Raw genomic sequence first — 24,419 nt, 5'->3', positions numbered from 1 at the left:
CTACTCGGACGGGCCCCGCTGCTCCGGCACCACGGGCAGCATCGGCGCCAGTGCCGTGATCCGGTCGACCAGTTCGCCGAAGGGGCCGTCCGCGGGCTCGTCGGCCAGTATCCGCAGCACGATCTCCGCCATCCCCGCGTCGTACGCCGCGCTCACCGCCATCAGCGCCGCGAAGTCGTGGACGAGCTGCAACTCCAGTTCGCCGCGCGGGATTTCGCGCCCGTCGAGCCAGATCAGCGCCGTCGACTCGGCGAGCGAGACCCACGAGCGGACGACGAGCGCGAGCCGGGCGGGCGGCTCGCCGATGCCGAGGTGGTCGAGGATCTGCTCGTAGGCGGCCTGCCGGACCTCGTCGATCATCGCGTTCGTCGTGGAGGAGCCGACGGCGGGGCCGCCGCGCATCAGGGCAGAGAAACCGGGTCCGTGCTCGTCGACGAAGCCGAAGAAACGGCCCATCACCCGCAGCAACCGGCCGCCGAGCGGGCCCTCGTGCGGCTCCTGGAAGCGGGCGGCGAGCTCGTCGGCGGCCCGCCGCAGCGCCGCCTCGTACAGGCTCTGCTTGCCCGGGAAGTAGTGGTAGACGAGCGGCCGCGAGATGCCCGCGGCGGCGGCTATCTCGTCGATGGAGACTTCGTCGGGAGAGCGATGGCTGAACAACTCCAGCGCCACACCGATCAGTTGCTGCCTGCGCTCTTCGACGCCCATCCTGCGGCGCACCCCGGTCGTCATCGCACCAGCGTAACCGGCGGGCCCCGGTTGAGGGACCCCCGGGGGCCGGTCCGGATCTTCACCGGCCCCCTCCGCCGGCTCCGTCTAGAGGTCTAGGACCAGGCGCTCTCCACGCGCCCGCGAGACGCAGATGAGCAGCGAGTCGCCCCGCTCGGAATCGGTCAGCAGCTCGTCGCGGTGGTCGATCTCGCCCTCGATCACCCGCTGCTGGCAGGTGCCGCAAAAGCCCTGCTCACAGGAGTACGAGACGTTCGGGGCCAGGGGCTTCACGGCGGCCAGGATCGAGGTTCCTGCGGGTACGGAGACGGTGCTTCCGGTGCGTCGCAGCTCCACTTCGAAGGTGCCGGAGCCACCGGCGTGCGCGCCCGGCGCGAACCTTTCGACGTGCAACGAGCAGCTTTCCGGAAGTGATCCCTCCACCGCTCCCAGGAGCCCCTCGGGGCCGCAGCAGTAGACAGCCGTCCCCTCCGGTACTTGCGCCAACAGCCCCGCCAGGTCCGGGAGTCCGTCCTCGTCCTCGGCGACGACGGTGACCCGCTCGGGCCCGCCGAGCTTCTCGATCTCCTCCAGGAACGGCATCGTCGCCCGGCTGCGACCCCCGTACAGCAGCTTCCAGTCCGCGCCCGCCGCCTCGGCGGCACGCAGCATGGGCAGTACGGGCGTGATGCCGATGCCGCCCGCGACGAAGACGTACGACGGGGATGCGACCAGGGCGAAGCGGTTGCGCGGCCCGCGGACCTCGATCTCGGAGCCCTCGTGGAGCCGCTCGTGCACCTCGCGCGAGCCGCCCCGGCCGCCCTGCTCCTCGCTGATGACGCGGGTGGCGACGGTGTACGAGGCGCGGTCGGCGGGGTCGCCGCACAGCGAGTACTGGCGGACCAGGCCCGACGGCAGGACCAGGTCCAGGTGCGCGCCCGGCTCCCAGCCGGGCAGGTCGCCCGCGTCCATGGCCTCCAGGTGCAGCTGCACCACGCCGTCGGCCGGTTCGGAGCGCCCGCTGACCAGGACGCGGGTGCTGGCGGGGCGTCCCCGCAGTCCCGATATGGGCTCTTCCAGCGCGGGCATCGGCCACAGCGGCGAGCGGTCGATGCGGGTGCGCAGGGAGCGCCGGGTGACGACGGCCGCGGCGGCGACGCCGGCGGCGATCAGGTACGTACGGGCGCGGGGCATGGCTTCAGGAACCTCCGGAGGTGCGGGCCTCGGCGGCCAGCGCGGCGGGGGAAGAGGCGAGGTAGGCGACGGCCTGGGCGGTGCTGCCCTCCTGGGAGGGGTGGTAACTGCGGCTCAGATAGCGGGGGATGGACCTCAGCATGGCTCCGGGCGTCGGCAGCAGGCCCTGCCGTCCGCCGCGCACGAGGTCCTTCAGGGTGGCCTTTCCGGTGGAGCCGAGGGTGGGGTCGTTGGCCATGAAGAAGCGGGCGCCGCGCTGCCAGAGGAAGACGAGCGCGGTGAACGCGGTCGCCCAGGTGCGGGCCCTGCGCCGGTAGCCGCCGTCGACGTGCTGGAACAGCTCGAAGGCCACCGACCGGTGCTCGACCTCCTCGGCGCCGTGCCAGCGCAGCAGGTCGAGCATGGTCGGGTCGGCGCCGCGCCGGTCCAGCTCGTCGGCGTTGAGGACCCAGTCGCCGAGGAAGGCGGTGTAGTGCTCGATGGCCGCGATGATCGCGATGCGCTCCAGCAGCCACCACCGCCGCGGTCCGCCCGGCGGCAGGGTGCGGTCGCCGAGGAGCTTCTCGAAGAGCCAGTCGACCTGCGCGGTGTAGGGGGTGGGGTCGAGCCCCTGCGCCTTGAGGTGCGGCAGGACGTCGTCGTGGGCCTGCGAGTGCATGGCCTCCTGCCCGATGAACCCGATGACGTCCTCGCGCAGCCGGTCGTCGGTGATCAGGGGCAGCGCCTGTTTGTAGACGTGCACGAACCAGCGCTCCCCGGCCGGGAGCAGCAGGTGCAGGACGTTGATGGTGTGGGTGGCGAAGGGCTGGCCCGGGAGCCAGTGGAGCGGGGTGTCCGCCCAGTCGAAGGACACCCGGCGGGCCTTGAGCGGCGTCCGCTCCGACGCCACCGGGACCGGCCCCTGCTGCGTATTAGACATGGCGTCAATGTACTGACGGGTACGACCTTGGCAACAGGTCTGTGCAGCCAGAACTTTGACGCGGCCCGGACGGGAATTCCCGGATCGGCGCCACTGGATCGGGATTGCGGGATCAGGGCTGCTGGATCCGGGCCACGGCATCCCGGCTGCGGACTATCGGAGCGAGTTCACCTTCGTCCCGTCCGTGAGCTTCCCGGTCAGGGTCGCCCTGGCGCCTTCCTTGGTGGGTACGGCGAGGACGTTGCCGTCCGACGTGCCGCGCACTCCCCCGGTCACGGACAGCGAGGCGAACCTGTCGTTCCCGGCGGCGAGGAGGTACCACTTCCCGGCCTTCGACTTCCACATCACACCGGCCAGCGCGTCGGGGCCCTTCGCCCCGCACGCCGCCGTGTTCTCGGCCCGCGCGACGATCGCACCCGGTGCGCGGCGGTCCGTGCCGGGCTGCTGGAACTGGGCGAACACCCGGCTGCCGGGGCCCTGCCAGGTCTCGGCGCGGGTGCACTGCCAGCGTGCGGTGCCGTTCGACTCGGGCAGCGTCTGGCTGGCGTACGACCAGGAGTTGACGCTGCGGACGCCGTGCGAGCGCAACGTGGGGAGCAGACAGGCGGTGTGCGCCCAACCAGCCCTGTCCAAGGGCGACTTGAGGTCGCCCGGGGTGGCGCCGGGCCCTGCGGTGAGCCGGGCCGGGAGGAGTTCGCCGAGGTCGGTGAGGGTGCGCGTGCCGGAGCTGTCGCGCACCTCCATGGCGTCCCAGGTGCGGCAGTCGCGGACCATGGAGGAGGTGGTGACCGGGGCGGTGACGCCGTCGGCGGCACGGCTCAGGGAGCGGGGTGCGGCGGCCGGGTCGAGGAGGTCGCGCACGGAGACCTGGTCGGCCCAGGGGGCGGTGAGATAGCGGACCGCGGTGGCGGTGCGGGCGACGACGACCGCGTTCGCGGTGGCTTCGGTGGCGCCGTCGGCACGGGCGAAGTCCAGGGCGGTCCTGGTCCGGTCGCTGCCGTCGGCGGGTTCCGCGTAGCGGACCAGGCGCAGGCCGTCGTAGAGCAGGACGACCCTGGCGCCGTCCAGCTCGCCCGCGTACAGCAGCTGCGGCGGTCCCATCGCGGGGCCCGTGGGGGTGCCGGGAGTGGCGGAGACATGCGCGTCGGCGCCGGGGGTCGCCCACTCGCCGAGGGCGCGGCGCAGGAGTTCGGTGTCGCCTGCGAGGGCGCCGCGGGCGGGCCAGCCGGAGAAGTCGGCGCGGTCGGCACTCTTCCAGACGGCGGGCTCGACCCGGGTCAACTGGCCGGGGTCGAGGGCCAGTTCACCATCCGGATTGTGCGCACCCGGCCCGCCCCCGCCGGTCGCGGCGAGCAGCACCCCGCACACCACGAGTGCGGCGAGAGCGGCGAGGCCGATGCGGGTGTGCTGGCGGCGGCGCATCAGGTCGGTGGGGCGGGCCTGCAGCGAGCACGGGTCGAACTCGGCGGACTCCAGGAGCGGGGACGGCTCGACGGTGCCGGCCTCGGCGAGCGCGGCGTCCGGCGCGGTGACTCCGGCGGCGGCCAGTACGCCTCGTACCGCGTCGTCGTCCAGCCTCTCCAGACCGCGCAGTACGTACGCGGCGCGGCCCGCGCCGCTCAGGGCGGCGAGCCGCTGGTCCAGGGCGAGTTCGTCGGCGCCGCCGGACTTGGGGAACAGCCGGACGCCCCACACCTGCGGCAGCACGGGCGGCAGCTGGGCGCGCTTCGGCCACGCCCTGCGCAGCAGCGGCGGTTCGGCTTCGAGGGCCCGGCGCAGTACCTGCTGCCGCACGAAGGCGTGCCCGCTGCCGCGCGCGGCGCTCTTCGCCGCCTCCTCGTCGGGGCGGCGGGTGGCGGGGATGCCGACGGCGGTCGCGGGGGTGCGGCCGGTACGGCCGCGCGGGAGGGAGCGCTGGACGAGGGAATGGGCGGTCAGGACGCGGCGGTTGCGGCCGAGGTGCGGGGGGAGCACGAGGTAGGCGAGGCGGACGAGGCGGGGGTAGTGCTCGACGAGGGCCGCCTCGGCCTGCTCCACGCCGACGGCGACGGCGGGGCCGGAGGCGGAGTCGGCGGGAGGCTCGGCGGCGGGGGCATCGGTGGGCTTGCGGGGGCGGCTGAGGACATCCTGAGGGCGGCGCACATTACGCAGAACGAGCGATTGATGGGATGGTCACCCACGATTTCGGACGGGGTGCGGGGGCGGCCCGGGGAGGGACGGGGAAACGGCCCCGCCGGACCCCGGAACAGCCCCCGGCCGGCAGGTCGGCCGGTCAGGGGTGGGGGTCCAGGAGGGCCAGGGCGAGGGCGGAGTCCTGGTGGGCGGCGGCGCCTTCCGCGTAGGCGCGTTCGTAGGCGGTGTCGCCCACGAGGGAGCGGGCCCGGCGCTCGCACTCGGCGCGGACGGGGGCGAGTTCGGGGGTGCCGCGCTGGGGGTGGCCGACCTGGCCCCAGTAGGTGTGGCCGGTGCCGTAGACGCGGGCGGCCTGTTCGCCGTCGCCCTGTGCGGCGAGTGCGGCGGCCAGCAGGTCGAGGCCGAGCGCGATGCCGAAGCTGTCGCGGATCCGGTACTTGGCGTCGACCATCGCGCGGGCGTGCGCGACCGCCTCGTCGGCTCGGCCCCGGAGCAGTGCGACGAGGGCGAGCTGGTAGTCCGCGTACGCACGCGTCCAGCATTCGCCCCGCGCGGCGCAGACGCGGCGGAGTTCGGCGGCCGCGGTGGCGGCTTCGTCGAGTTCGCCCATGGCGGTGAGGGCGAAGACCCGCACCAGACGGCACCGGAGCTGGGACGCGGAGTCGAAGGGGGCTCCCGGCCTGGCGGTCAGGCACCGGTCGGCGACGGTGTGGGCGGCGCGGGGCCGCCCCATCAGCAGGTACGTGACGCCCAGCAGGTACGCGGCACTCAGCATGCCCTCGGGGTCCTGGGCCTGCCAGGCGGCCACCGTGCACTGCTCGCCGAGCACGCGGGCGCTCTCGTAGTCGCCCTGGAGGGTGCTGACGAACCCGAGCGCCCACAGGGCGCGGGAGCGGTGCGGGCCCGGCTCCCGGTACGCCGCCAGGGCGCGGGTGACGTAACTCCGCGCCTCGCGGAGACGGCCGCAGCCGCCCCAGAGGAACCCCACCCGCCCGGCCATCTCCAGCGCGGCGCGCGGGTCGGCCTCCAGGAGGTGGTCGAAGGCAGCGCACAGGTCGGCGAAGGCGTCACTGATCCGCCGGTACCAGGCGGCCTGTTCGGCACCGAGCCAGCCCTCGTCCGCGCGGCGGACCAGGTCGGCGTGGAACGCGGCGTGCCGGGCGGCGACGCGGGGGCCCTCGCCGAGTTCGCACAGCCACATCGCCCCGTACTCACGGAGGGTGTCGAGCATCCGGCAGGGTCCTTCGGACCGTCGCCGCACCACGGACTTGCGGACGAGGCCGTGCAGGGCGCGGCCGACGGCGTCGCCGTCGAGGGGCCCGCCGGAGCAGATCTCCCGGGCCTCCTCCTCCCCGAAATCCCCCCGGAAGACGGACAGCCGGGCCCACAGCAGGCGCTCCAGGGGGGTGCAGAGCTCGTGGCTCCAGCCGATGGCGGTGCGCAGGGCACGGTGCCGCTGGGGCCAGGTGCCGTCCTGGGCGAGGACGTCGAGCCGGGCCCCGGAACGGGCGAGCCGATGCGCGACGTCCTGTACGGAAGACCCCTCGGCGAGCTGGGCGCAGGCGAGTTCCAGGGCGAGCGGGATGCCTTCCAGATGGGCGCAGACGGCGGCCACGGCGGCGTCGGCTGAGGGATCGCCGAGGTCGATCCCGGGGACGGCCCTGCGGGCCCGGTCCCGGAACAGCGCGGCGGCGCCGTCCGGCCCCGCCAACGGCAGCGGCGGTACGTCGACGACGGCCTCACCCCGGCACCCGAGGGCCTGGCGGCTCGTCGCGAGGATCGTCAACTGCGGGACGGTGGTGAGGAGTTCACCGATCAGGTGGGCCGTGGGACCGGCCAGGCGCTCGCAGCAGTCGAGCACGAGGAGCAGCCTCTTCGGCTGGAGCCATTCGCAGAGGGCTTCGGCGGGCATGCGGAGGGTGTGGTCGGCGAAGTCCACGGCGTCACAGACGGCGGCGACGAGGAGTGCGTCGTCACGGAGGGGCCCGAGATCGGCCCACCACACCCCGTCGGGGTGCCGGCCGGCGCCTGCGGCCCGTTGCGCGGACCGCAGGGCGAGCCGGGTCTTGCCGACACCGGCGGGGCCGGTGAGGGTGACGAGGCGGTGCACGCCGAGGGCGTGGGCGACACGGCGGAGATCGGCGAGGCGACCCACGAAGCTCGTGGCCTCCTCGGGGAGGTTTCCCAACACGGTTTCATTCTGTACTACTTGGGGGTGGGTGGTCGCCCGGGCGGGGGCAGGCATTCAGGGGCGCGGGGAACTGCGCGCCCAGCCACGACGCACCCGCGCGAAGACCACCCATCCACCCTCACCGGTGCAACCCCCCGCCCCCCTCGACCCTCAACGCACGCTGAACACCGCCACTGTCCGCGCCGGCACGGCAAAGGTGCCCGACCTGCCGTCGTAGGACGACTGCTTCACGGCCGCATCCGCGCCCCCCGCCTGCACCGGATGCAGCCCGTAAGCCGTCCCCGCCACCCCCGGCACCACCTGCTTCTGCTCGGTCGGCGTCGCGTTGAAGACCACCATCAGCTTCCCGAGCCGCATCGTCACGACCCCCGGTGCCTCCCCCTTCCCGGACAGCGGGAAGGAGAGCGCGGCCTGGACCTGTCCCGCCGTCGCCAGGCTGAAGTCCGGTTCCGTCGTGCGGATCTTCAGCAGGTCCTGGTAGGCGGCCGAGGTGCCGTCGATCTCCGCGCACCCGGCCTTCAGCGCGGCCAGCCCCAACAGCGGTTTGCCGTAGGCCCACTTCGACCGGTTGTCCGCCGCCATCGGCAGCCCGCGCCCGAACCCGTTCCCGTCCCGGCAGTCCCAGTGGATCGCGTTGAACCAGTCCCCGCTGTCGTACGAGTTCCGGTCCAGCGACTTGGAGCGCAGCAGGTCCGTGCCCGCCTGGGACAGCGCCGGGCCCTGCGAGAGGGCCGCGGTCGCCATGGCGAGCACCTGCATCCGCGCCCGGTCCGCCGCCGGAGTCCGCGCCGGGAGCTTGAAGGCGAGGGCGTCGTACAGCGATTCGTTGTCGTGCGCGTCCGCGTAGGAGAGCGCGTCACCGGGCGCCGCCGCGTACCCCGCCGGGGCGCCGTTGTAGTCGACCTCCGAGCCCTTGACCGTACGGCCGCCGCTGTCCGTGAAGGAGTAGTCGGCGAGGTTTCCGGTCAGTCCGACCTTCAGCAGGTCCTGGTAGTGCAGCAGGCGGGCCCGCTGCTCGGCCGGAGTCCCGTTCGCCTTCGAGGAGTTGGGGTCGGTGAACAGTCCGCTCCCGAACCCCTGGACGCCCGGGTCCTCGTCGAAGGGCCCGCCGCCGCGCACCGCGTCCCGCGACCGGTCAGAGAAGGTGGCGATGCCCGTTCCCGCCATGTTCTTCTGGGTGGCCTGCTCGAAGCGGGCGTCGTCGGCGATCTCGCCGAAGTTCCAGCCCTCGCCGTACAGGATGATCGACTTCCCGTCGACGCCGTCCTCCGCCACGGTCAGCGCGTCCAGCGCCTTGCGCACGGCGAGGATGTTGGCCTTGGGGTGGTGGCCCATCAGGTCGAACCGGAATCCGTCGACCTTGTACTCCTTGGCCCAGGTGACCAGCGAATCCACCACCAGCTTGCCCATCATGGCGTTCTCGGGCGCGGTGTTGGCGCAGCACGTCGACGTGGCGACGGACCCGTCCGCCATGAGCCGCTGGTAGTAGCCGGGCACGATCCGGTCGAGCACCGACTTCTCGGACTGGCCCGCGGCGACGGTGTGATTGTAGACGACGTCCATGACGGTGCGCAGTCCGGCGCCGTTGATGCTCTGCACCATCTGCCGGAACTCCACGGTCCGCTTCGTCCCTTCCGGGTCGCTCGCGTACGACCCCTCGGGGACGGTGTAGTGCAGCGGGTCGTACCCCCAGTTGTACGCGTCCTTCCCCGCGACCTTCCCCACGCAGGCCTGCTGCTCCTCCGAATCGGGCGCGTAGGAGGCCAGGTCGCAGGCGGGAGTGGCCTGTTCGGACTTCTTCTCCGGGATGGTGCCGATGTCGAAGACCGGGAGGAGGTGGACGTACGAGGTACCCGAAGCGGCGAGCTTGCGCAGGTGCTGCGAGCCCTTCGATGCGCGGTCGGTGAAGGCCAGGTACTGGCCGGGGTGCCGGGAGGTCCTGTCCTCGACGGAGAAGTCCCGGACGTGCAGCTCCTGGATCTGGGCGTCGCGCAGCGGGGTCGCGGCGGGCTTCTTCAGCGCGCCCCACCCCTTCGGCGCGAGCTTCGGGTCGGTCAGGTCCACGACCAGGCTGCGGGCGGAGTCGGTGGTGAGGGCGGTCGAGTACGGGTCGGTGACCCGGTTCGTGACGACCGCCCGCACACTGGGCGCCCACACCTTGACCTCGTACCGGTACGGCTTCCCTGTCCACCCCGGCCCGCCGGTCACCGACCACACCCCGCTGCGGTCGTCGCGCCGCATCGGGACCTTCGCGCCGTCCAGGTCGAGGACGACCTCCTGCGCGGTCGGCGCCCAGAGCGACAGCGTCGGCCGGCCGTCCCGGAAAACGGGACCGAGTGACGCCTCGGTGGCGCGGGCCGCGTACGTCGCGTCGAGAACACCCGGGATCTGCACCCCGGTCGCCGCCAACAGGGCGCCGTTCGACGCCCGTTGGGTGGCGATGACCTGTCCGCGCAGCGATTCGTCGATACGGTCGCGGTCGCGCGCGTCCACGGTGAACGCCGGATGGTTCTTGAGGTGCGGGTACTTGGCCTTCTGGGCGTCGCTCAGCGCGGCCGGGGTGAGCCGCAGCCAGCGGCCCTCGTCGTTCAGCGCACCGTCGACGACCTTGATGCCGCCGTCGCGTGCGTACACGAGCTGCTGGCTGACGGCCCCGGTCACCCCGGCCTTCCACACCACCGTGTCCCGGTCGATCCACTGCGCCTCGGCCTTGCCGAGGTCGAGCGAGCCCGCGCCGCCGGCCTGCGGCAGCACGTACTTGGGCTGCCCGGCGAGCGCCCACACCTCGTGGCCGTACGTGGCGAGGTCGAGGGACTGGTCGGTGGGGAGGTCCTTCTCGTCGCCCTTGTGCAGGATGTAGGAGAGGGAGGTGGCCCCGGCGGCGAGCGGGACCTCGAAGGTCACCCCGAACGCGTCCTTCTTCACCGGCTGGAGCGGCTTGGCCCAGTCGGTCGGGTCCTTGGCGCCCGTCCAGACGTGCAGGCCCCAGCCGTCGTGGTTCCCGTCGGCGCGCTGGTAGTGGAGGACGGCCTTGGTCTTGTCCTGCGGTGGATACGTCCCGTCGGGGGCCTTGGTGAGCTGGCCCTCCTTGCCCTGCTCGACCCAGACCTCACCGGTCGCGGCGAGGTCGATCGTACGGGTCGGGCCGTCGGCGGTCCCGTTCTTCTCGACGGTGTACGGGAAGGAGGTCGCGCCCTCGGCGAGCTTCACCCACGCGAAGGCACCGTAGGCGTCCCGCCCGCTGAACACGCCCTGTCCCGCGGGGGACTTGAGCTGCCACCCGTCGTAGTCGCCGTCGGCCCGCCGGTAGTGGACGACCGCGTAGGTACGGTCCCCCGCGCGCGGCTTCTCGGGCGGCGGAGTCCGCCCCGCCGTCGTGGCGGCGAGGGCACTGGCGGTGCGTCCGGCACTGTCGACCACAACTGCCTTGTACCGCAGGGGCGTTCCGGCATGCACGCGCGCGTCAAGATGCTGGGTCACCTTGTACGGGGCGTGGTCGGCGGAGCCGAGGGTGCGCCAGGGCCCCTCACCCACCTGGGCGGCGAACACGACCCGGTTGAGCTGCCCGCCGCTCGGCACGGCCTCGATCTCGACGGTGCCGGTGGCCCCGGCGGCCGGAGCCTTGAGGGTGAGGGCGGGCTTGGCGGCCGGGGCCCCGAGGGGCTGCTCGGCCCGGAGTACGAGGCTGGAGAGCGCGGGCACGGTGACCTTGACCTTGCGGTCGGCCGTGCTCCTCACGAGGCCCGAACCTCCGTAGATCGTACGGAAGTCGGCGTTCTCGACGGCCACCGGAACCTCCACCGTCTTCGCCTCGGCCGCGTTGTTGGCGGCGACCAGGTACGCGACCTTGCGCTTGGCGTCCGTACGGGAGAAGGCGTAGACGGACCCGTCGCTCAGCCGCTCCTCCTGGACGCCGTCGCGCAGGGCGGGGTGGTCCTTGGTGAGCTTGGAGAGGGCGGCGATGGAGCGGTAGACGGGGTGGGTGGGGTCGTACGCGTCGTCGGCGTGGGTGCGGTCGGTGCCGAGCTGGTCGTCGTCGAGGTAGTCGGCGGTTTTGGAGGCGAAGAGGGTCTGCCGGGAGTCCTTGTCGCCACCGGCGCCGGTGAAGCCCTGCTCGTCGCCGTAGTAGACGACCGGATTGCCCCGCCCGAAGAACATCAACTCATGGGCGAGCCGCGCCCGTTGGACCAGCTCCGCATCACTCGCCTTCGGGTTGTCCTGCTTGAGGAAGGTGCCGATGCGGCCCATGTCGTGGTTGCCGGTGAAGGTCACCTGCTCGTACGCGTTGGCCTTGTCGGTGGTGTAGCGGTAGTCGGCTCCGTACGCCTTGGCGAGCCTGTCGGCGCCCGCGCCCTGGGACGCGTACCCGCGCAGGGCGTCCTGGACGGGGAAGTCGAGGGTGGCGTCGAGGCGGCCCCGGGTGACGTACGGGGCGGTGGCCGCCGGGTTGGAGTCGTAGATCTCGCCGAACATGAAGAAGTCGTCGCGGCCGCGCTTCTTCGCGTAGGCGTCGAGTGCGGTCGCCCACTGGGTCCAGAAGTCCATGTCGACGTGTTTGACGGTGTCGATGCGGAAGCCGTCGATGTCGAAGTCGCGGACCCACTTCTCGTAGATCCTCGCCATGCCGTCGACGACCTCGGGACGCTCGGTCCACAGGTCGTCGAGGCCGCCGAAGTCGCCGTACTCGGCGCTTTCGCCCGCGAAGGTCGAATCACCGCGGTTGTGGTACATCGTCGGGTCGTTGAGCCAGGAGGGGGACTTGCGCTCGCCCGCGCGCGGCTGCGGTGTGTACGGGAAGGAGTCCCGGTCGACGCTCTTCGGGATGCCGGTGCGGTCGTCGAAGGGGCGGCCGGACCTGTCGAGGTAGGGATAGGCGCCCTTGGGCCGGTAGCCGTACTTCTTCTCCGCGTGGTCGACGGTGTCGGCGGTGTGGTTGGTGATGACGTCGAAGAAGACCTTCATGCCCTTGGCGTGGGCCTTGTCGATGAGCTGCTCAAGGTCGGCGTTGGTCCCGAAGTGGGGGTCGACCTGGGTGAAGTCGGTGATCCAGTAGCCGTGGTATCCGGCGGAGGCGTCCTTGCCCGTGCCCTGTACGGGCTTGTTCTTGAAGATCGGGGCCATCCAGATGGCGGTCGTCCCGAGGCCCTTGATGTAGTCGAGCCTGCCGGTGAGGCCCTTGAGGTCGCCGCCCTGGTAGAAGCCCTTGTCGGTGGGGTCGAAGCCGTGGTCGAGGCGGGAGCCGGTGAGTCCGCCGCGGTCGTTCTTCGCGTCTCCGTTCGCGAAGCGGTCCGGGAGGACGAAGTAGAACTGGTCGCGGGTGAGGTCGTGGCGGGCGGGGGAGGCGGCGAGCTTGGCGTCGGAGGGTGGGGGTGGGGGGTTCGGGGCATTCGGTGCCGCGAGTGCGGGGGAGGCGGGGGTGAGGGTGGCACACAGTGCCATGGTCACTGCACCGAGGGCGGCTCTTCGCAGGGGGCGGGGTATCACGGGTCAGGTCTCCTTAGGAGGGGTGGGCGGGAGCGGGGGCGTGCGGTCGTGGGAGGGGCGCTCCGCGTGGGGGGCCGCCCCCTTGCCCACCCGTCCCGCCCCCGGGGGGCGGCCCCGCTGCCCAAGAGGGCTAGGGGTCGGCGGCGTCAGCCGCCCACGGGGGCAGGCATTTGGGGGCGCGGGGAACTGCGCGACCAGCCACGACGCACCCGCACGTCTCACTGCCGGACAGCTACGCCGCCACACCCCCGCGCGCCGACGTGCAACGCCACCGCCGTCCCCGGCGCCACCGTCGCCGTGAAGCGGCCCGAGCCGTCGACCACGACCCGCCGGCCGCTCTGCACGTCGCAGTAGTCGCCGCCGGCCAGGCCGGTCTGGAAGGTGCGGGTGAGAGCGGCCCCCTCGCGGTTGATGGCCACGTACGCCTTGTTGCCGCGCCCGAAGGCGATCTGGTTGCCGCCGTTGTCCCACCACTGGGTGACGCCCTGCCCGCGCGCGGCATTGCGGAAGCCGACCATGGACGAGATCTCCCGCCAGGAGTGCTGGCACTTCCAGCCGTCGGTGTAGCAGGAGTTGACCTGCCCGCCGTTCGGCGGCCCGGCGTCCTTGTCGGACCACTCGTAGCCGGAGTGCACGTCCGGCGCCCCGTACGGCCACGCCAGCATGAAGACGTTGGCGAGCGTGTAGGCGTTGCCCGCCTTGTAGTTGAGGGTGTCGCCGCCGCGCTCGGTGTCGTGGTTGTCGACGAAGACGGCGGACTTGCCGGACTCCATGAAGCCCCAGCCCTCGCCGTAGTTCTTGAGGTAGGCGAGCTTGTCGCCCCCGGTGAAGACCTGCTTGAGCCCGCGCCCGTACCGGAATTCCTGTACGTCCCCGGTCCCGAGGTACTCGCTCGGCGACACGGCCTCGCCGCCCCCGAAGATCGCCTCCTGCTTCCAGTGGACCCCGGGGTTGGTCAGCTTCCCCTTGATCGCGGCGAGGTCACCTGCCGGCATGTGCTTGGCGGCGTCGATGCGGAAGCCGTCGACGCCGAGCGAGAGGAGGTCGTTCAGATACCCGGCGATCCTGCCGCGGACGTACTCCTCACCCGTGTCGAGGTCGGCGAGTCCGACGAGTTCGCAGTTCTGGACGTTGGCGCGGTCCTGGTAGTTGCTGCCGATCGGGGAGCGGCAGTCGTCCATGTCCGCGCCGGAGTAGAGGCCCGGGTAGGTGTACTTCGTGTACGACGACCCGCCCGTCCCGGTGCCGTCGCCCGCGGCCATGTGGTTGATGACGGAGTCGGCGACGACCTTCACACCCGCCGCGTGGCAGGTGTCGACCATGTTCTTGAAGGCGGTGCGGTCGCCGAGCCGTCCGGCGATCTTGTAGCTGACGGGCTGGTACGAGGTCCACCACTGGCCGCCCTGGATGTGCTCCTGGGGAGGGGAGACCTGGACGAAGCCGTATCCGGCGGGGCCGAGCTGATCGGTGCAGGCCTTGGCGACCGAGCCGAACTTCCACTCGAAGAGGACGGCGGTGACGTCCCGGTCACCGGTCGGCGCTGCTTCGGCGGTCGTGGCGGGTGCGAGGGCGAGGGCAGTGCACGCCGCCAGTGCGGCGGCGGTTGCTGCGGGTATGGCAGACGGGAGTCTGCGGGCCATGGGGATTCCTCCTGCGTGGGGGGAGGTGCGCGGCTCTGAATGTTCGGGGAATGTTCGTGCTGAATGTTCTTGCTGCAATACGGCAGCAACTTCTTGCAGAGTGACGGTACGAGGGGCTCCAGAGGGGGTCAATACCTTGCGCACCGCGAGAACTTGAAAGCCGTGAAAGTTCGTGCGGGCCTACAAAGCGGCAGGTCAGGCCCGCTAATTGCCGCCACGGCAGACAAAAGCCCCGGCACGGCCCCGAGAGGTCCGTTGCCATGACGGCAACAAATGTTGTCGCCCCGGGTGCGGTGGGCGCAGCCTGATCTCGGCCACAGGCCATCGACGAACGATTCAGGAGGCCGCACGATGACCACCCACGAAGGCGCCGGATCCGCCCGGGGCACGGACCGCGACGGACAGCAGGGCAAGCGCGTGCACCACGTGCGCGCCGGTGAGTTGGACGGCCATGCCGCCCTCAGCGGCTCCACGGTCGGCTCGCAGCGGCTCTGGATGGGACTGGTGGAGAACGCTCCGTCGAGCGCGACGGACAACCACCATCACGGCGCGTCGGAGGCGGGGATCTACGTGGTCAGCGGGCACCCCGTGTTCGTCTTCCACGACGGCACGCGGGAGGTACGGATCTCCGCCGGTCCCGGCGACTTCCTGCTCGTCCCCCCGTTCGTCCCGCACCGCGAGGAGAACCCCGACCCGGACGAGCCCGTGGTCGTCGTGATCGCACGGACCACACAGGAGCCGATCAAGGTCTCCGTGCCCGAGCTGTACCGGGCCACGGAGCCGGACCTGCGGCAGGAACCCGCCTCCGCGTAGGTTCCGGTGCATGACGACGACCTCGCAAGAGACGACATCCCAAGAGGCGTTCCTCCGGGCCTTCCACGCCGAGCACCCCGCCGTGACCTCGGACGCGTTCGCGGACGGCCGCGCCGTGGACGGCCGGTCCAGCTACGAGATCCTGTGCGACCGGGTCGCCGGCAGCAGGCGGGTGCTGGATCTCGGTTGCGGTGACGGCCTGTTGCTGGAGTTGCTGGCCCGCACCGACGGGCGGCGGCTCACCGGGGTCGACCTGTCCCCCGAGGCCCTGGCGCTGGCGCGACGCCGGCCGGCGCTGGCCGGGGCGACGCTGCTGGAGAGCCGGGCTCAGGACCTTCCCCTTGCCGACGACAGCTTCGACGCCTGCGTCTCCCACATGGCGCTGATGCTGATGGGAGAGGTCGAGCAGGTCGTCGCGGAAGTGGCCCGGGTGCTCTCTCCCGGAGGCACGCTGGCCTGCGTGCTGGGAGGTGGCGCCGTGGGCGGGGAGGCCTTCGAGTTGTTCCTCGGGCTGCTGGGGCCCGTGATCGACGAGGCCCCTGCCGCACAGCGCATCCCGGTGCTGGGCGACAGGAGGTCCCGGAGCCGTGACGGTCTCGACAGTCTCCTCGGTCCGGCCGGATTCGCGCCGGTCGGCTGGGAGACCGTCCCCATTGACCTGAGCGGTCCCGCGGAGCAGGTCTGGGCGGCCGTGTCCGGTCTCTACGACGTCGGGCCCCTCGATGCGCCCACCGTCGCCTCCTTGCGCGAGGCGTTCCTCACCGGGGTGCGGGACCTGGCGATGCCGGACGGGCGCGTCCCCTGCGGGCTGAAGGTGCATGTCGCGACGGCACGCTTGAGTTGAGCGTGCGGGACGGGCCGGGCACTTGAGGCGAGTGCGCGGGGCAGGCACTTGAGGCGAGTGCGCGGGGCAGGCACCGTGCCGGGAACTACGGGCGGCCCGGCGCACGTTGACCCTGCATGGTGCTGATGCTGATTCTCCCTCTGCTCTTCACGGCCGTGATCGTCGTGCCGCTCCTGCTGGCCGGTGCCCGGCGGCTGGTGCTGCGCACCGGACGCCCCGTGTGGCTGCGCAGGTTCATCGCCCGGACGACGACGGGCGGCGGGGGGAACGGCGCGGGGGCGGCCGTCGCCGACGAGCTGGCCGCCGCCCTGAATCCGAACAAGCGGGTGGAGATCGCCCAGCGCCGTACGGACGAGCTGATACGTCACGACGCCGAGGCCGGTGCCCCGCCACGCGCCACGGAGGTCGACCTGGGCGCGGGGCGTGCGGTCATCAGGCGCCGCCAGGACCGTACCCTCCCCCGCACGCTCCCCCGTGCCTAGCCCCGTACCTGCCCCGTCGACCCCCGCACCACCAGCTCCGGCTGGAACACGAACTCCGTGCGGCCCACCGCCACCGCGCTGCCCCTGATCTCCTCAAGCAGCGCGCCGACCGCCGCCGTCGCCATCGCCTGCACCGGCTGGCGGACGGTGGTGAGGGGCGGGTCGGTGAAGGGGGTCAGGGGGGAGTCGTCGTAGCCGACGACCGACACGTCCTCGGGGACGCGCAGGCCCCGGTCCCGTGCCGCCCGGATCACACCGAGCGCCATCATGTCGCTGCCGCACACCACCCCCGTGCACCCCGCGTCCAGGAGCGACCCCGCTGCCGCCTGGCCGCCCTCCACGCTGAACAGGGTGTGCTGGACCAGCTCTGCCGAGCCCGTCGCCGCGATGAAGCCCTCGCGTTTGCGGTGCGAGGGGACGTAGCGGACCGGGCCGACCGCGAGACCGACCCGGGTGTGGCCCAGTTCGCGGAGGTGGGCCACGGCCATCTGGGCGGCGGCGCGGTCGTCCGTCGACACGAAGGGGGCCGTGACCGCCTCGTTGTAGCCGTTGATCAGGACGTACGGGACTCCGCGCGCGGTCAGCGCCTCGTAGCGGGCCGGGTCGGTGGAGAGGTCGGAGTGCAGTCCTGAGAGGAAGACGATGCCGTCGACTCCCCGCTCGACGAGTTGCTCGACCAGCTCGTCCTCCGTCGCCCCGCCGGGGATCTGGGTGCAGAGCAGCGGGGTGAAGCCGTGGCCGGCCAGGGTCTGTTCGATGACCTGGGCGAAGGCCGGGAAGATCGGGTTGGTCAGTTCCGGGGTGACCAGGCCGATGAGGCCCGCGCTGCGCTGCTTGAGGCGTACCGGGCGTTCGTAGCCGAGTACGTCGAGCGCGGCCAGCACCCGTTGGCGGGTGCCGGCCGCGACACCCGCCTTTCCGTTCAGGACCCGGCTGACCGTCGCCTCGCTGACCTTGGCCTGCGCGGCGATGTGGGCAAGCCTCGGGGCGGCGGGAGCGGGAGTGCTCCCACCGCCCCGGGGCGCGGGAACGGTCACACGGCCCACCAGACGGTGGTGTCGGCGGGCAGGTCGAACTCGCCGTCGTCACACGTGACTTCGGTACTGGCGAGGAGTACGCGGCCGGGGGCCGCCATCCGTACCGGCTCGCCCGTCGTGTTCGCCGTGCAGACGAAGCCCTCGCGGGCGAAGGCGAGGACACCGGCCGGGGCATCGGGCAGCCAGGTCACGTCCGTACCGGCGCCGAGTCCTGTCCGGTCGCGGCGGACGGCGAGCGCCGAGCGGTAGAGCTCCAGGGTGGAGTGCGGGTCGCCGGTCTGGGCCTCCACCGACAGGCCCGCCCAGGAAGCGGGCTGCGGGAGCCAGCTGCCGCCGGACCCGAACCCGTACGACGGGCCCTCCACGGTCCACGGGATCGGGACCCGGCAGCCGTCGCGGAAGCCGTCCTGGCCCGCCGCGCGGAAGAAGGACGGGTCCTGGCGGACCTCGTCGGGGAGGTCCGTGACGTCGGGGAGGCCGAGCTCCTCGCCCTGGTAGACGTAGGCCGAGCCGGGGAGCGCGAGCATCAGCAACGTCGCCGCGCGGGCCCGGCGCAGACCGAGTTCCGGGTCGCCCGCGGTGCGGATCTGGGTGCCGAGGCCCGCCGGGTTGGCGAAGCGGGTGGTGTGGCGGGTGACGTCGTGGTTGGACAGCACCCAGGTGGCGGGGGCGTCGACGGGGCGCATCGCGGCGAGCGAGGTGTCGATGACCTCGCGGAGGGCGGCCGCGTCCCAGTGGGTGCCCAGGTACTGGAAGTTGAAGGCCTGGTGCAGTTCGTCGGGGCGGACGTAGTTCGCGGTGCGCTCGACGGTCGGGGTCCAGGCCTCGGCGACGCCGATCCTCTCCCCCGGGTACTCGTCGAGGATCTTCCGCCAGGAGCGGTAGATGGCGTGCACGCCGTCCTGGTCGAAGAAGGGCGTGCCGCCGTCACTGCTGCCGAGGAGCTTCAGCTGGTCGTGGCTGCCGAGGTCGGGCAGGCCCTCCGCCTTGACCAGGCCGTGGGCGACGTCGATGCGGAAGCCGTCGACGCCCATGTCCAGCCAGAACCGCAGGATGGAGCGGAACTCGTCGGCGACGGCCGGGTGTTCCCAGTTGAAGTCGGGCTGCTCGGGGGCGAAGAGGTGCAGGTACCAGTCGCCGTCCGTGCCGTCGGGGTTGCTCGTGCGGGTCCAGGCGGGGCCGCCGAAGACGGACTCCCAGTCGTTCGGGGGGAGTTCGCCGTCGGCGCCCTTGCCGGGGCGGAAGTGGTAGCGGTCGCGCAGCGCCGAGCCGGGGCCCTCGGCGAGGGCGCGCTTGAACCAGTCGTGCTGGTCGGAGGAGTGGTTGGGCACCAGGTCCGTGATGACGCGCAGGCCCAGCGCGTGCGCGTCGCGGATCAGGCCGTCGGCGTCGAGCAACGTACCGAACATGGGGTCGATGGCCCGGTAGTCGGCGACGTCGTACCCGGCGTCGGCCTGCGGGGACGCGTAGAACGGGCTCAGCCAGACGGCGTCCACACCCAGGTCGCGCAGGTAGGGGAGGCGGCTGCGGGCACCGGCCAGGTCGCCCATGCCGTCGCCGTTCCCGTCGGCGAAGCTGCGTGGGTAGACCTGGTAGATCACCGCGTTCCGCCACCATTCGGTGGAAACGTGAGCCGGGGCAGGGGCAGCGAGGTGCTGGGTCATGTCGTCCCTGGGGGTGTGGGGTGGGCGTCCGGGTGAGGACGTACGTACAAGTGGAGCGGGCCCGGTCGGCCCTTGCGGGCGGGGTCAGCCCTTGGTCGCGCCTGCCGTCATGCCCGCCACCAGGTGGCGCTGCACGAAGATGAAGACGAGCGCGGCCGGTATGGCGATCAGCACGGACGCGGCGGCCATCGGACCCCACTGGCTGCTGTACTGGTTGACGAACTTCTGCAGCCCGCCGGCCAGGGTCATGTTCTCGTCGCCGACCAGGAAGGCGGAGGCGTACGCGACTTCGCCCCACGCGGTGATGAAGGAGTAGAAGGCGGTGACCGCGAGGCCCGGCTTGGCGAGCGGCAGGATGAGCCGCCAGAACGTGCCGAACGGGGTGAGCCCGTCGACCTGCCCGGACTCGTCGAGCTCGCGCGGGATGCCGTCGAAGAAGCCCTTCATCATCCAGGCGCAGAACGGGACCGAGATGGTCAGGTAGGTGATGACCAGGCCCATCGGCTGGTTGAGCAGGCCCAGCGTCGCCATGATGTTGTAGATCGGCACGATCAGGACGGCGACCGGGAACATCTGGGTGATCAGCAGCGTCCACATCAGGCCGCGCTTGCCGGGGAACCGGAAGCGGCTCACCGCGTAGCCCGTCGTCGCCGAGACGAAGACGCCGATGACGGTGGACAGGCCCGCGATCAGCAGCGAGTTGCCGAACCAGGTCAGGAACGGCGTGTCGCTGAGCAGACCGGTGTAGTTGTCGAGCGTCGTCTCGCGGACGAAGTCGGTGGTGGTCGCGTACTTCGCCGGCTTGAGCGAGGTCAGCAGGACCCACAGCACCGGGAAGACGGCGACGACGGACGCGACGACGAGCATGGCGTGCAGGCCGAACGAGGCGAGCGGCGAACGGCGTTCACGGATCTGGACGTTGGCCCGCTGGCCCGTCGCCAAAGTGGTGGTGGTCACCAGACATCTCCCTGCTTGCGGAGGACTCGCCGGTAGACCGCGGCGAAGAGCATCAGGAGTACGAGGATCAGCACGCCCCACGTGGAGGACTGCGCGAAGTCGCGCGGGCTGATCTCGAAGGAGAACTTGTACGCCTGGGTGACGAGGATCTGGGTCGCCTCGCCGGGTCCGCCCCGGGTCAGCAGGAAGATCACCGGGAACATGTTGAAGGTCCAGATGGTGGAGAGCAGGATCACCGTCGTGCTCACCGGGCGCAGGCCGGGCATCGTGATGTGCCGGAAGCGCTGCCAGGCGGTGGCGCCGTCCATCTCGGCGGCCTCGTACAGCTCGCCGGGGATGGACTGGAGGCCGCCGAGGAGGGCGACCATCATGAACGGGATGCCGAGCCAGACGTTGACGCTGATCACGGCGAACTTCGCCCAGGTCGGGTCGTTCAGCCACGGCACGGCGTCGATGCCGCCGCCCGCGAGGATCTTGTTGAGCAGTCCGTTGTCCTGGTTGTAGAGGAACCGCCAGGCGAAGACGGACACGAAGCCGGGGACCGCCCAGGGCAGGACGAGCAGCATCCGGTAGAGGCCGCGGCCGGCGATCCTGCGGTTCAGCATGTTGGCGAGGCCCATGCCGAGCGCGAAGGTGAGCGAGACGCAGGCGACGGTCCACAGGACCGTCCAGCCGAGGGTGGCGAGGAACTGGCTGCCGGTGAGGGCGTCGACGTAGTTGTCGAGGCCGACGAACTCGTACGTCGCGGGCAGGTGGTTGACGCCGATGGAGCGTTCCACATTGCGCTCGTTGGCATCGGTCAGCGACAGGTAGATACCGCGGACCAGCGGGTATCCGATGATGACGCCGATGACGATCACGACGGGCGCGACCATCGTCCAGGCGTACCAGTGGGTGGAGAACGACCGGCGGAGCCTGCCCGGCGTCCTGCCCTTGTCGTGCTGGCCCGTGCCACGGCTCCGGCTGCGGGCGAGGTCGTCGCCCGCAGCCTTCACCAGAGGCCGGCCGGTGTCAGCGGCAGCCATCAGTGATTCCTACTTCCAGCCCTTGAGCAGCTTGCGGTACGCGTCCCCGGTGGCCTTGGCGCCCGCCTCCGGAGTGGACTGGCCGGTGAGGACGTTCGAGTACTGGACCTTGAGCGGCTCGAAGAGGCTGCCGTTCTCGGGGATCCACTGGCGCTCGACGGCCTTCTCGACGACCGGCTTGAAGAAGGCGACGTCCGCGTTCTTGGCGACGTCCGGCTGGGAGTAGACGGAGGTGCGGGTCGGCAGCAGGCTCAGCTCCTTGGCGACCTTCGTCTGGACCTCGGCGGAGCTCATGTACTCGACGAAGGCGTAGGACGCGTCGAGGTTCTTGGAGCCCGCGTAGACACCGAGGTTGTGGCCGCCCTGCGGGGCGCCCTGCTTGACGGAACCGGCCGGGACGGGGGCGATGCCCAGGTTGGCCCTGTCCTTGAACTGGTCACCGGTGTACGTGTCGGAGAGCGCCCACGGACCGTTGATCATCATCGCGACGTCGCCGGACTTGAACGCCTTCTGCTGGTTCTCGTAACCGTCGCCGGCGTCCGTCTTGGCGGTGCCCGATGCGACCAGGTCCTTGACCACCTGGAAGGCCTTGACGCCGGCCGGGCCGTCGACGGTGACCTTCTTGTTCTTGGCGTCGACCAGGTCGCCGCCCTCGCCGTACAGGAAGGAGAGGAAGTAGTACGCGTCGTCGCCGCGCAGGTACATGCCGGTCTTGCCGGTCTTCTCCTTGATCTTCTTCGCGGCGGCCTTCAACTCGGGGATGCTCCTGGGGACTTCGACACCCGCGTCCTTCAGCATCTTCTTGTTGTAGAAGATGCCCATGGAGTCGATGACCTGCGGGACGGCGTACGTCTTGTCCTTGTACTTCGTGGACGCCGCGGCCTGCGGGAGGAAGTCGCCCGCGTTCTTCAGGGCGGTGGTGCCGTCCAGCGGGGCCAGGTAGCCGAGGTCCGCGAAGTCGGGGGTCCAGGCGACGTCGGCGCGCATCACGTCGGGGGCGCCGGAGCCCGCCTGAGCGGCGTTCTTGAACTTGTTCTGCGCGTCGCCGAAGGGCACGCTGACGTACTTGACGGTGACCTTGGGGTGCTTCTTGGTGAAGTCCGCGGCGATCTTCTTGAAGACCTTGTCCTCGCTGCCGACCGTGGAGGTGTCCCACCAGGTGACCTCGCCGGAGAGCTCGCCGCCCGACCCCTTGCTCGGGCCGTCACTGTCGCCGCCGCAAGCCGTCGCCGCGAGCGCCAGGGTCGCGACCAGGGCGGTGGCTGCTATGCCACGTCGCATCTGAACTCCTTCAACTGCCGTACCGCTCCGTCGCGGCGCCGGGTCGTGGAGGAACGTAACAAGCCTGAAAGAAGTCCGAAAGAGTTTGCGGGAAATTTCTGCAAGGGGGGTGGATCGTTACATCGGCGTGTCCTGCGGATTGCCGCAGGACCCCTTGCAGGACTGGTCAGAGTGGCTGTGACGGCCGACCGGGCGGACCTCTCAGAGCATTCGCAAGAACTTGCAAGGCTGTTACTTATCGAGGGCACCGGCGTTGATCCCGTAGTTGCCGACACCGGAGCCCGTACGAGAGCGAGCAGCCCCATGAGCCTCCTGCGCACTGTGAACCCCGAGAGCCCCGCGGACCCCGTGGGCCTCACGGAGCCCAGCGCCGAGCCCCGCCCCTTCGCCTCGCGGTGGTGGCGCGATGCCGTCATCTATCAGGTGTACGTCCGGTCCTTCGCCGACAGCAATGGGGACGGCATCGGGGATCTGCCCGGCATCCGGGCGCGCCTGCCGCATCTGGCGCGGCTGGGGGTGGACGCGGTGTGGCTGACCCCTTTCTACGCCTCGCCGCAGGCGGACGGCGGCTACGACGTCGCGGACTACCGGGCGGTCGACCCGCTCTTCGGCACGCTGGACGACGCGGTGCAACTCATCGACAGCGCCCACGGGTTGGGCCTGCGTGTCATCGTGGACGTGGTCCCCAACCACACCTCCGACCAACACGAGTGGTTCCGGGCGGCGCTGGCCGGTGGCCCGGAGCGCGACCTCTACCACTTCCGGCAGGGGCGGGGGACGGACGGCGAACTCCCGCCCAACGACTGGGAGTCGGTGTTCGGCGGCCCCGCCTGGACCCGGGTCGCGGACGGCTCCTGGTACCTGCACCTGTTCGCCCCGCAGCAGCCCGACCTCAACTGGGAGAACCCGGCCGTGCACGCCGAGTTCGACTCGATCCTGCGGTTCTGGCTGGACCGGGGCGTCGACGGCTTCCGCGTCGACGTCGCGCACGGCATGGTCAAGGCCGCCGGAATGCCGGACATCGGGGCCCGAGAGCAGGCGAAGATGATCGGCTCGCAGGTCCTCCCGTTCTTCGACCAGGACGGGGTGCACGCCATCCACCGCGGGTGGCGGCGACTGCTCGACTCGTACGAAGGGGAGCGGATCGGTGTCGCCGAGGCGTGGGCGCCGTCCCCCGAGCGGCTCGCGCTGTACGTGCGCCCCGACGAGCTGCACCAGGCCTTCAACTTCCAGTTCCTCACCTGCCCTTGGGACGCGACGGCGATGCGGGCGGTCGTCGACGCGTCGCTCGCCGCCACCGGTTCGGTCGGGGCCCCCACGACCTGGGTGCTGTCCAACCACGACGTGGTGCGCCACCTGACCCGGTACGGGGCCGACGACTACGCGAAGGGGCTGCGGCGGGCCCGCGCCGCGGCCCTGCTGATGCTGGCGCTGCCGGGTTCCACGTACCTCTACCAGGGCGAGGAGCTGGGCCTGCCCGAGGTGCGGGACCTGCCCGACGAGGCCCGCCAGGACCCCTCCTTCTTCCGCACCGACGGCCAGGACGGGCTGCGCGACGGGTGCCGCGTGCCGATCCCGTGGGAGGGCGACCGGGCACCGTACGGCTTCGGCAGCGGCGGGACCGGAGAGGACACGGGCACGGGTACGGACACGGGCACAAGTACGGGCACAGGTACGGACGCGGGCACAGGCTCCGGCACGGGCAGCTGGCTTCCGCAGCCCGCTTCCTGGGCGGGCCTGTCGGTGGCGGCGCAGACCGGTGCGGAGGGCTCGACGCTGGAGCTGTACCGCACGGCGCTCGCACGGCGCAAGGAGCTGCCGGGCCTGGGCGACGGCGGGATGGAGTGGCGTCCCTCGCCGGCGGCCGGGGTGCTCGACTTCGTCCGCCCCGGCTTCCGCTGCCTCCTCAACACAGGTACCGAACCCGTCGAACTCCCCACCCCCGGAAGGCTGCTGGTCACCTCCGCGGACCTCGCCGCCGAAGGGGGAACCCTCACCCTTCCGGCAGATACGTGCACTTGGTGGGCAATCCCGTGAGCCGCCCGGTAAG

15 protein-coding genes and 1 pseudogene are annotated in these 24,419 nt (G+C 71.5%); 4 read left to right on the top strand and 12 right to left on the bottom strand.

The window, feature by feature from the left end; translation table 11 throughout:
• From ACH4SP_RS16475 to ACH4SP_RS16445, 7 genes and pseudogenes are all read right to left on the bottom strand, one after another.
• Positions 1-729, bottom strand: a complete 729-nt coding sequence (locus tag ACH4SP_RS16475) for a TetR/AcrR family transcriptional regulator (protein ID WP_398415316.1) — start codon at positions 727-729, stop codon at positions 1-3.
• An 84-nt stretch (positions 730-813) separates the two neighbouring features.
• On the bottom strand, positions 814-1,899 hold the full coding sequence (locus tag ACH4SP_RS16470; protein WP_398415314.1) for a PDR/VanB family oxidoreductase: 1,086 nt from the start codon (positions 1,897-1,899) through the stop codon (positions 814-816).
• Between the two features lie 4 nt (positions 1,900-1,903).
• Positions 1,904-2,818, bottom strand: a complete 915-nt coding sequence (locus ACH4SP_RS16465) for a metal-dependent hydrolase (protein ID WP_398415312.1) — start codon at positions 2,816-2,818, stop codon at positions 1,904-1,906.
• A 153-nt stretch (positions 2,819-2,971) separates the two neighbouring features.
• Entirely contained in the window at positions 2,972-4,960 is a 1,989-nt protein-coding gene (locus ACH4SP_RS16460; protein ID WP_398415310.1) for a hypothetical protein, read from the bottom strand.
• 130 nt (positions 4,961-5,090) lie between these two features.
• Positions 5,091-7,142, bottom strand: coding sequence for an ATP-binding protein (locus ACH4SP_RS16455; RefSeq protein ID WP_398415308.1), 2,052 nt, complete (start codon positions 7,140-7,142; stop codon positions 5,091-5,093).
• Positions 7,143-7,292: 150 nt separating this feature from the next.
• A complete protein-coding gene (gene pulA / locus ACH4SP_RS16450; protein ID WP_398416274.1) occupies positions 7,293-12,581 on the bottom strand; it encodes a pullulanase-type alpha-1,6-glucosidase in 5,289 nt (1,762 codons plus the stop codon).
• A gap of 281 nt (positions 12,582-12,862) precedes the next feature.
• Positions 12,863-14,266 (bottom strand): annotated as a pseudogene (locus tag ACH4SP_RS16445) (alpha-amylase family protein); the annotation flags it as partial.
• A gap of 351 nt (positions 14,267-14,617) precedes the next feature.
• On the opposite strand from ACH4SP_RS16445, the gene ACH4SP_RS16440 reads away from it, so the two are divergent.
• From ACH4SP_RS16440 to ACH4SP_RS16430, 3 genes are all read left to right on the top strand, one after another.
• Positions 14,618-15,079 carry a cupin domain-containing protein gene (locus tag ACH4SP_RS16440; RefSeq protein WP_398415307.1) on the top strand — a complete coding sequence of 154 codons (462 nt, stop codon included), beginning with the start codon at positions 14,618-14,620 and terminating at the stop codon, positions 15,077-15,079.
• 10 nt (positions 15,080-15,089) lie between these two features.
• Positions 15,090-15,923, top strand: coding sequence for a class I SAM-dependent methyltransferase (locus ACH4SP_RS16435; protein WP_398415305.1), 834 nt, complete (start codon positions 15,090-15,092; stop codon positions 15,921-15,923).
• Between the two features lie 125 nt (positions 15,924-16,048).
• On the top strand, positions 16,049-16,405 hold the full coding sequence (locus ACH4SP_RS16430; RefSeq protein ID WP_398415303.1) for a DUF6191 domain-containing protein: 357 nt from the start codon (positions 16,049-16,051) through the stop codon (positions 16,403-16,405).
• On the opposite strand, the gene ACH4SP_RS16425 is transcribed toward ACH4SP_RS16430, so the two are convergent.
• From ACH4SP_RS16425 to ACH4SP_RS16405, 5 genes are all read right to left on the bottom strand, one after another.
• A complete protein-coding gene (locus ACH4SP_RS16425; protein ID WP_398416272.1) occupies positions 16,402-17,454 on the bottom strand; it encodes a LacI family DNA-binding transcriptional regulator in 1,053 nt (350 codons plus the stop codon). The two genes, ACH4SP_RS16430 and ACH4SP_RS16425, sit on opposite strands and share 4 nt — an antisense overlap.
• A complete protein-coding gene (locus tag ACH4SP_RS16420; protein WP_398415301.1) occupies positions 17,439-19,106 on the bottom strand; it encodes a glycoside hydrolase family 13 protein in 1,668 nt (555 codons plus the stop codon). The genes ACH4SP_RS16425 and ACH4SP_RS16420 overlap by 16 nt, the downstream gene beginning before the upstream one ends.
• A gap of 84 nt (positions 19,107-19,190) precedes the next feature.
• The gene (locus tag ACH4SP_RS16415; protein WP_398416268.1) at positions 19,191-19,973 is read right to left on the bottom strand and encodes a sugar ABC transporter permease; all 783 of its coding nucleotides are present in this window, start codon (positions 19,971-19,973) and stop codon (positions 19,191-19,193) included.
• A gap of 86 nt (positions 19,974-20,059) precedes the next feature.
• A complete protein-coding gene (locus ACH4SP_RS16410; RefSeq protein WP_398415299.1) occupies positions 20,060-21,088 on the bottom strand; it encodes a carbohydrate ABC transporter permease in 1,029 nt (342 codons plus the stop codon).
• A gap of 9 nt (positions 21,089-21,097) precedes the next feature.
• On the bottom strand, positions 21,098-22,369 hold the full coding sequence (locus tag ACH4SP_RS16405) for an extracellular solute-binding protein (protein WP_398415298.1): 1,272 nt from the start codon (positions 22,367-22,369) through the stop codon (positions 21,098-21,100).
• Between the two features lie 303 nt (positions 22,370-22,672).
• Between ACH4SP_RS16405 and ACH4SP_RS16400 the strand changes: the two genes are divergently transcribed.
• Positions 22,673-24,406, top strand: coding sequence for a glycoside hydrolase family 13 protein (locus ACH4SP_RS16400; protein WP_398415296.1), 1,734 nt, complete (start codon positions 22,673-22,675; stop codon positions 24,404-24,406).
• Positions 24,407-24,419: the final 13 nt, after the last annotated feature.

The sequence above is a fragment of the Streptomyces sp. NPDC021093 genome, assembly GCF_044333135.1.
Taxonomy (GTDB): domain Bacteria; phylum Actinomycetota; class Actinomycetes; order Streptomycetales; family Streptomycetaceae; genus Streptomyces.
The sequence above is the reverse complement of the archived record's forward strand: the minus strand, read 5'-3'. Positions and strand labels throughout refer to the sequence as shown.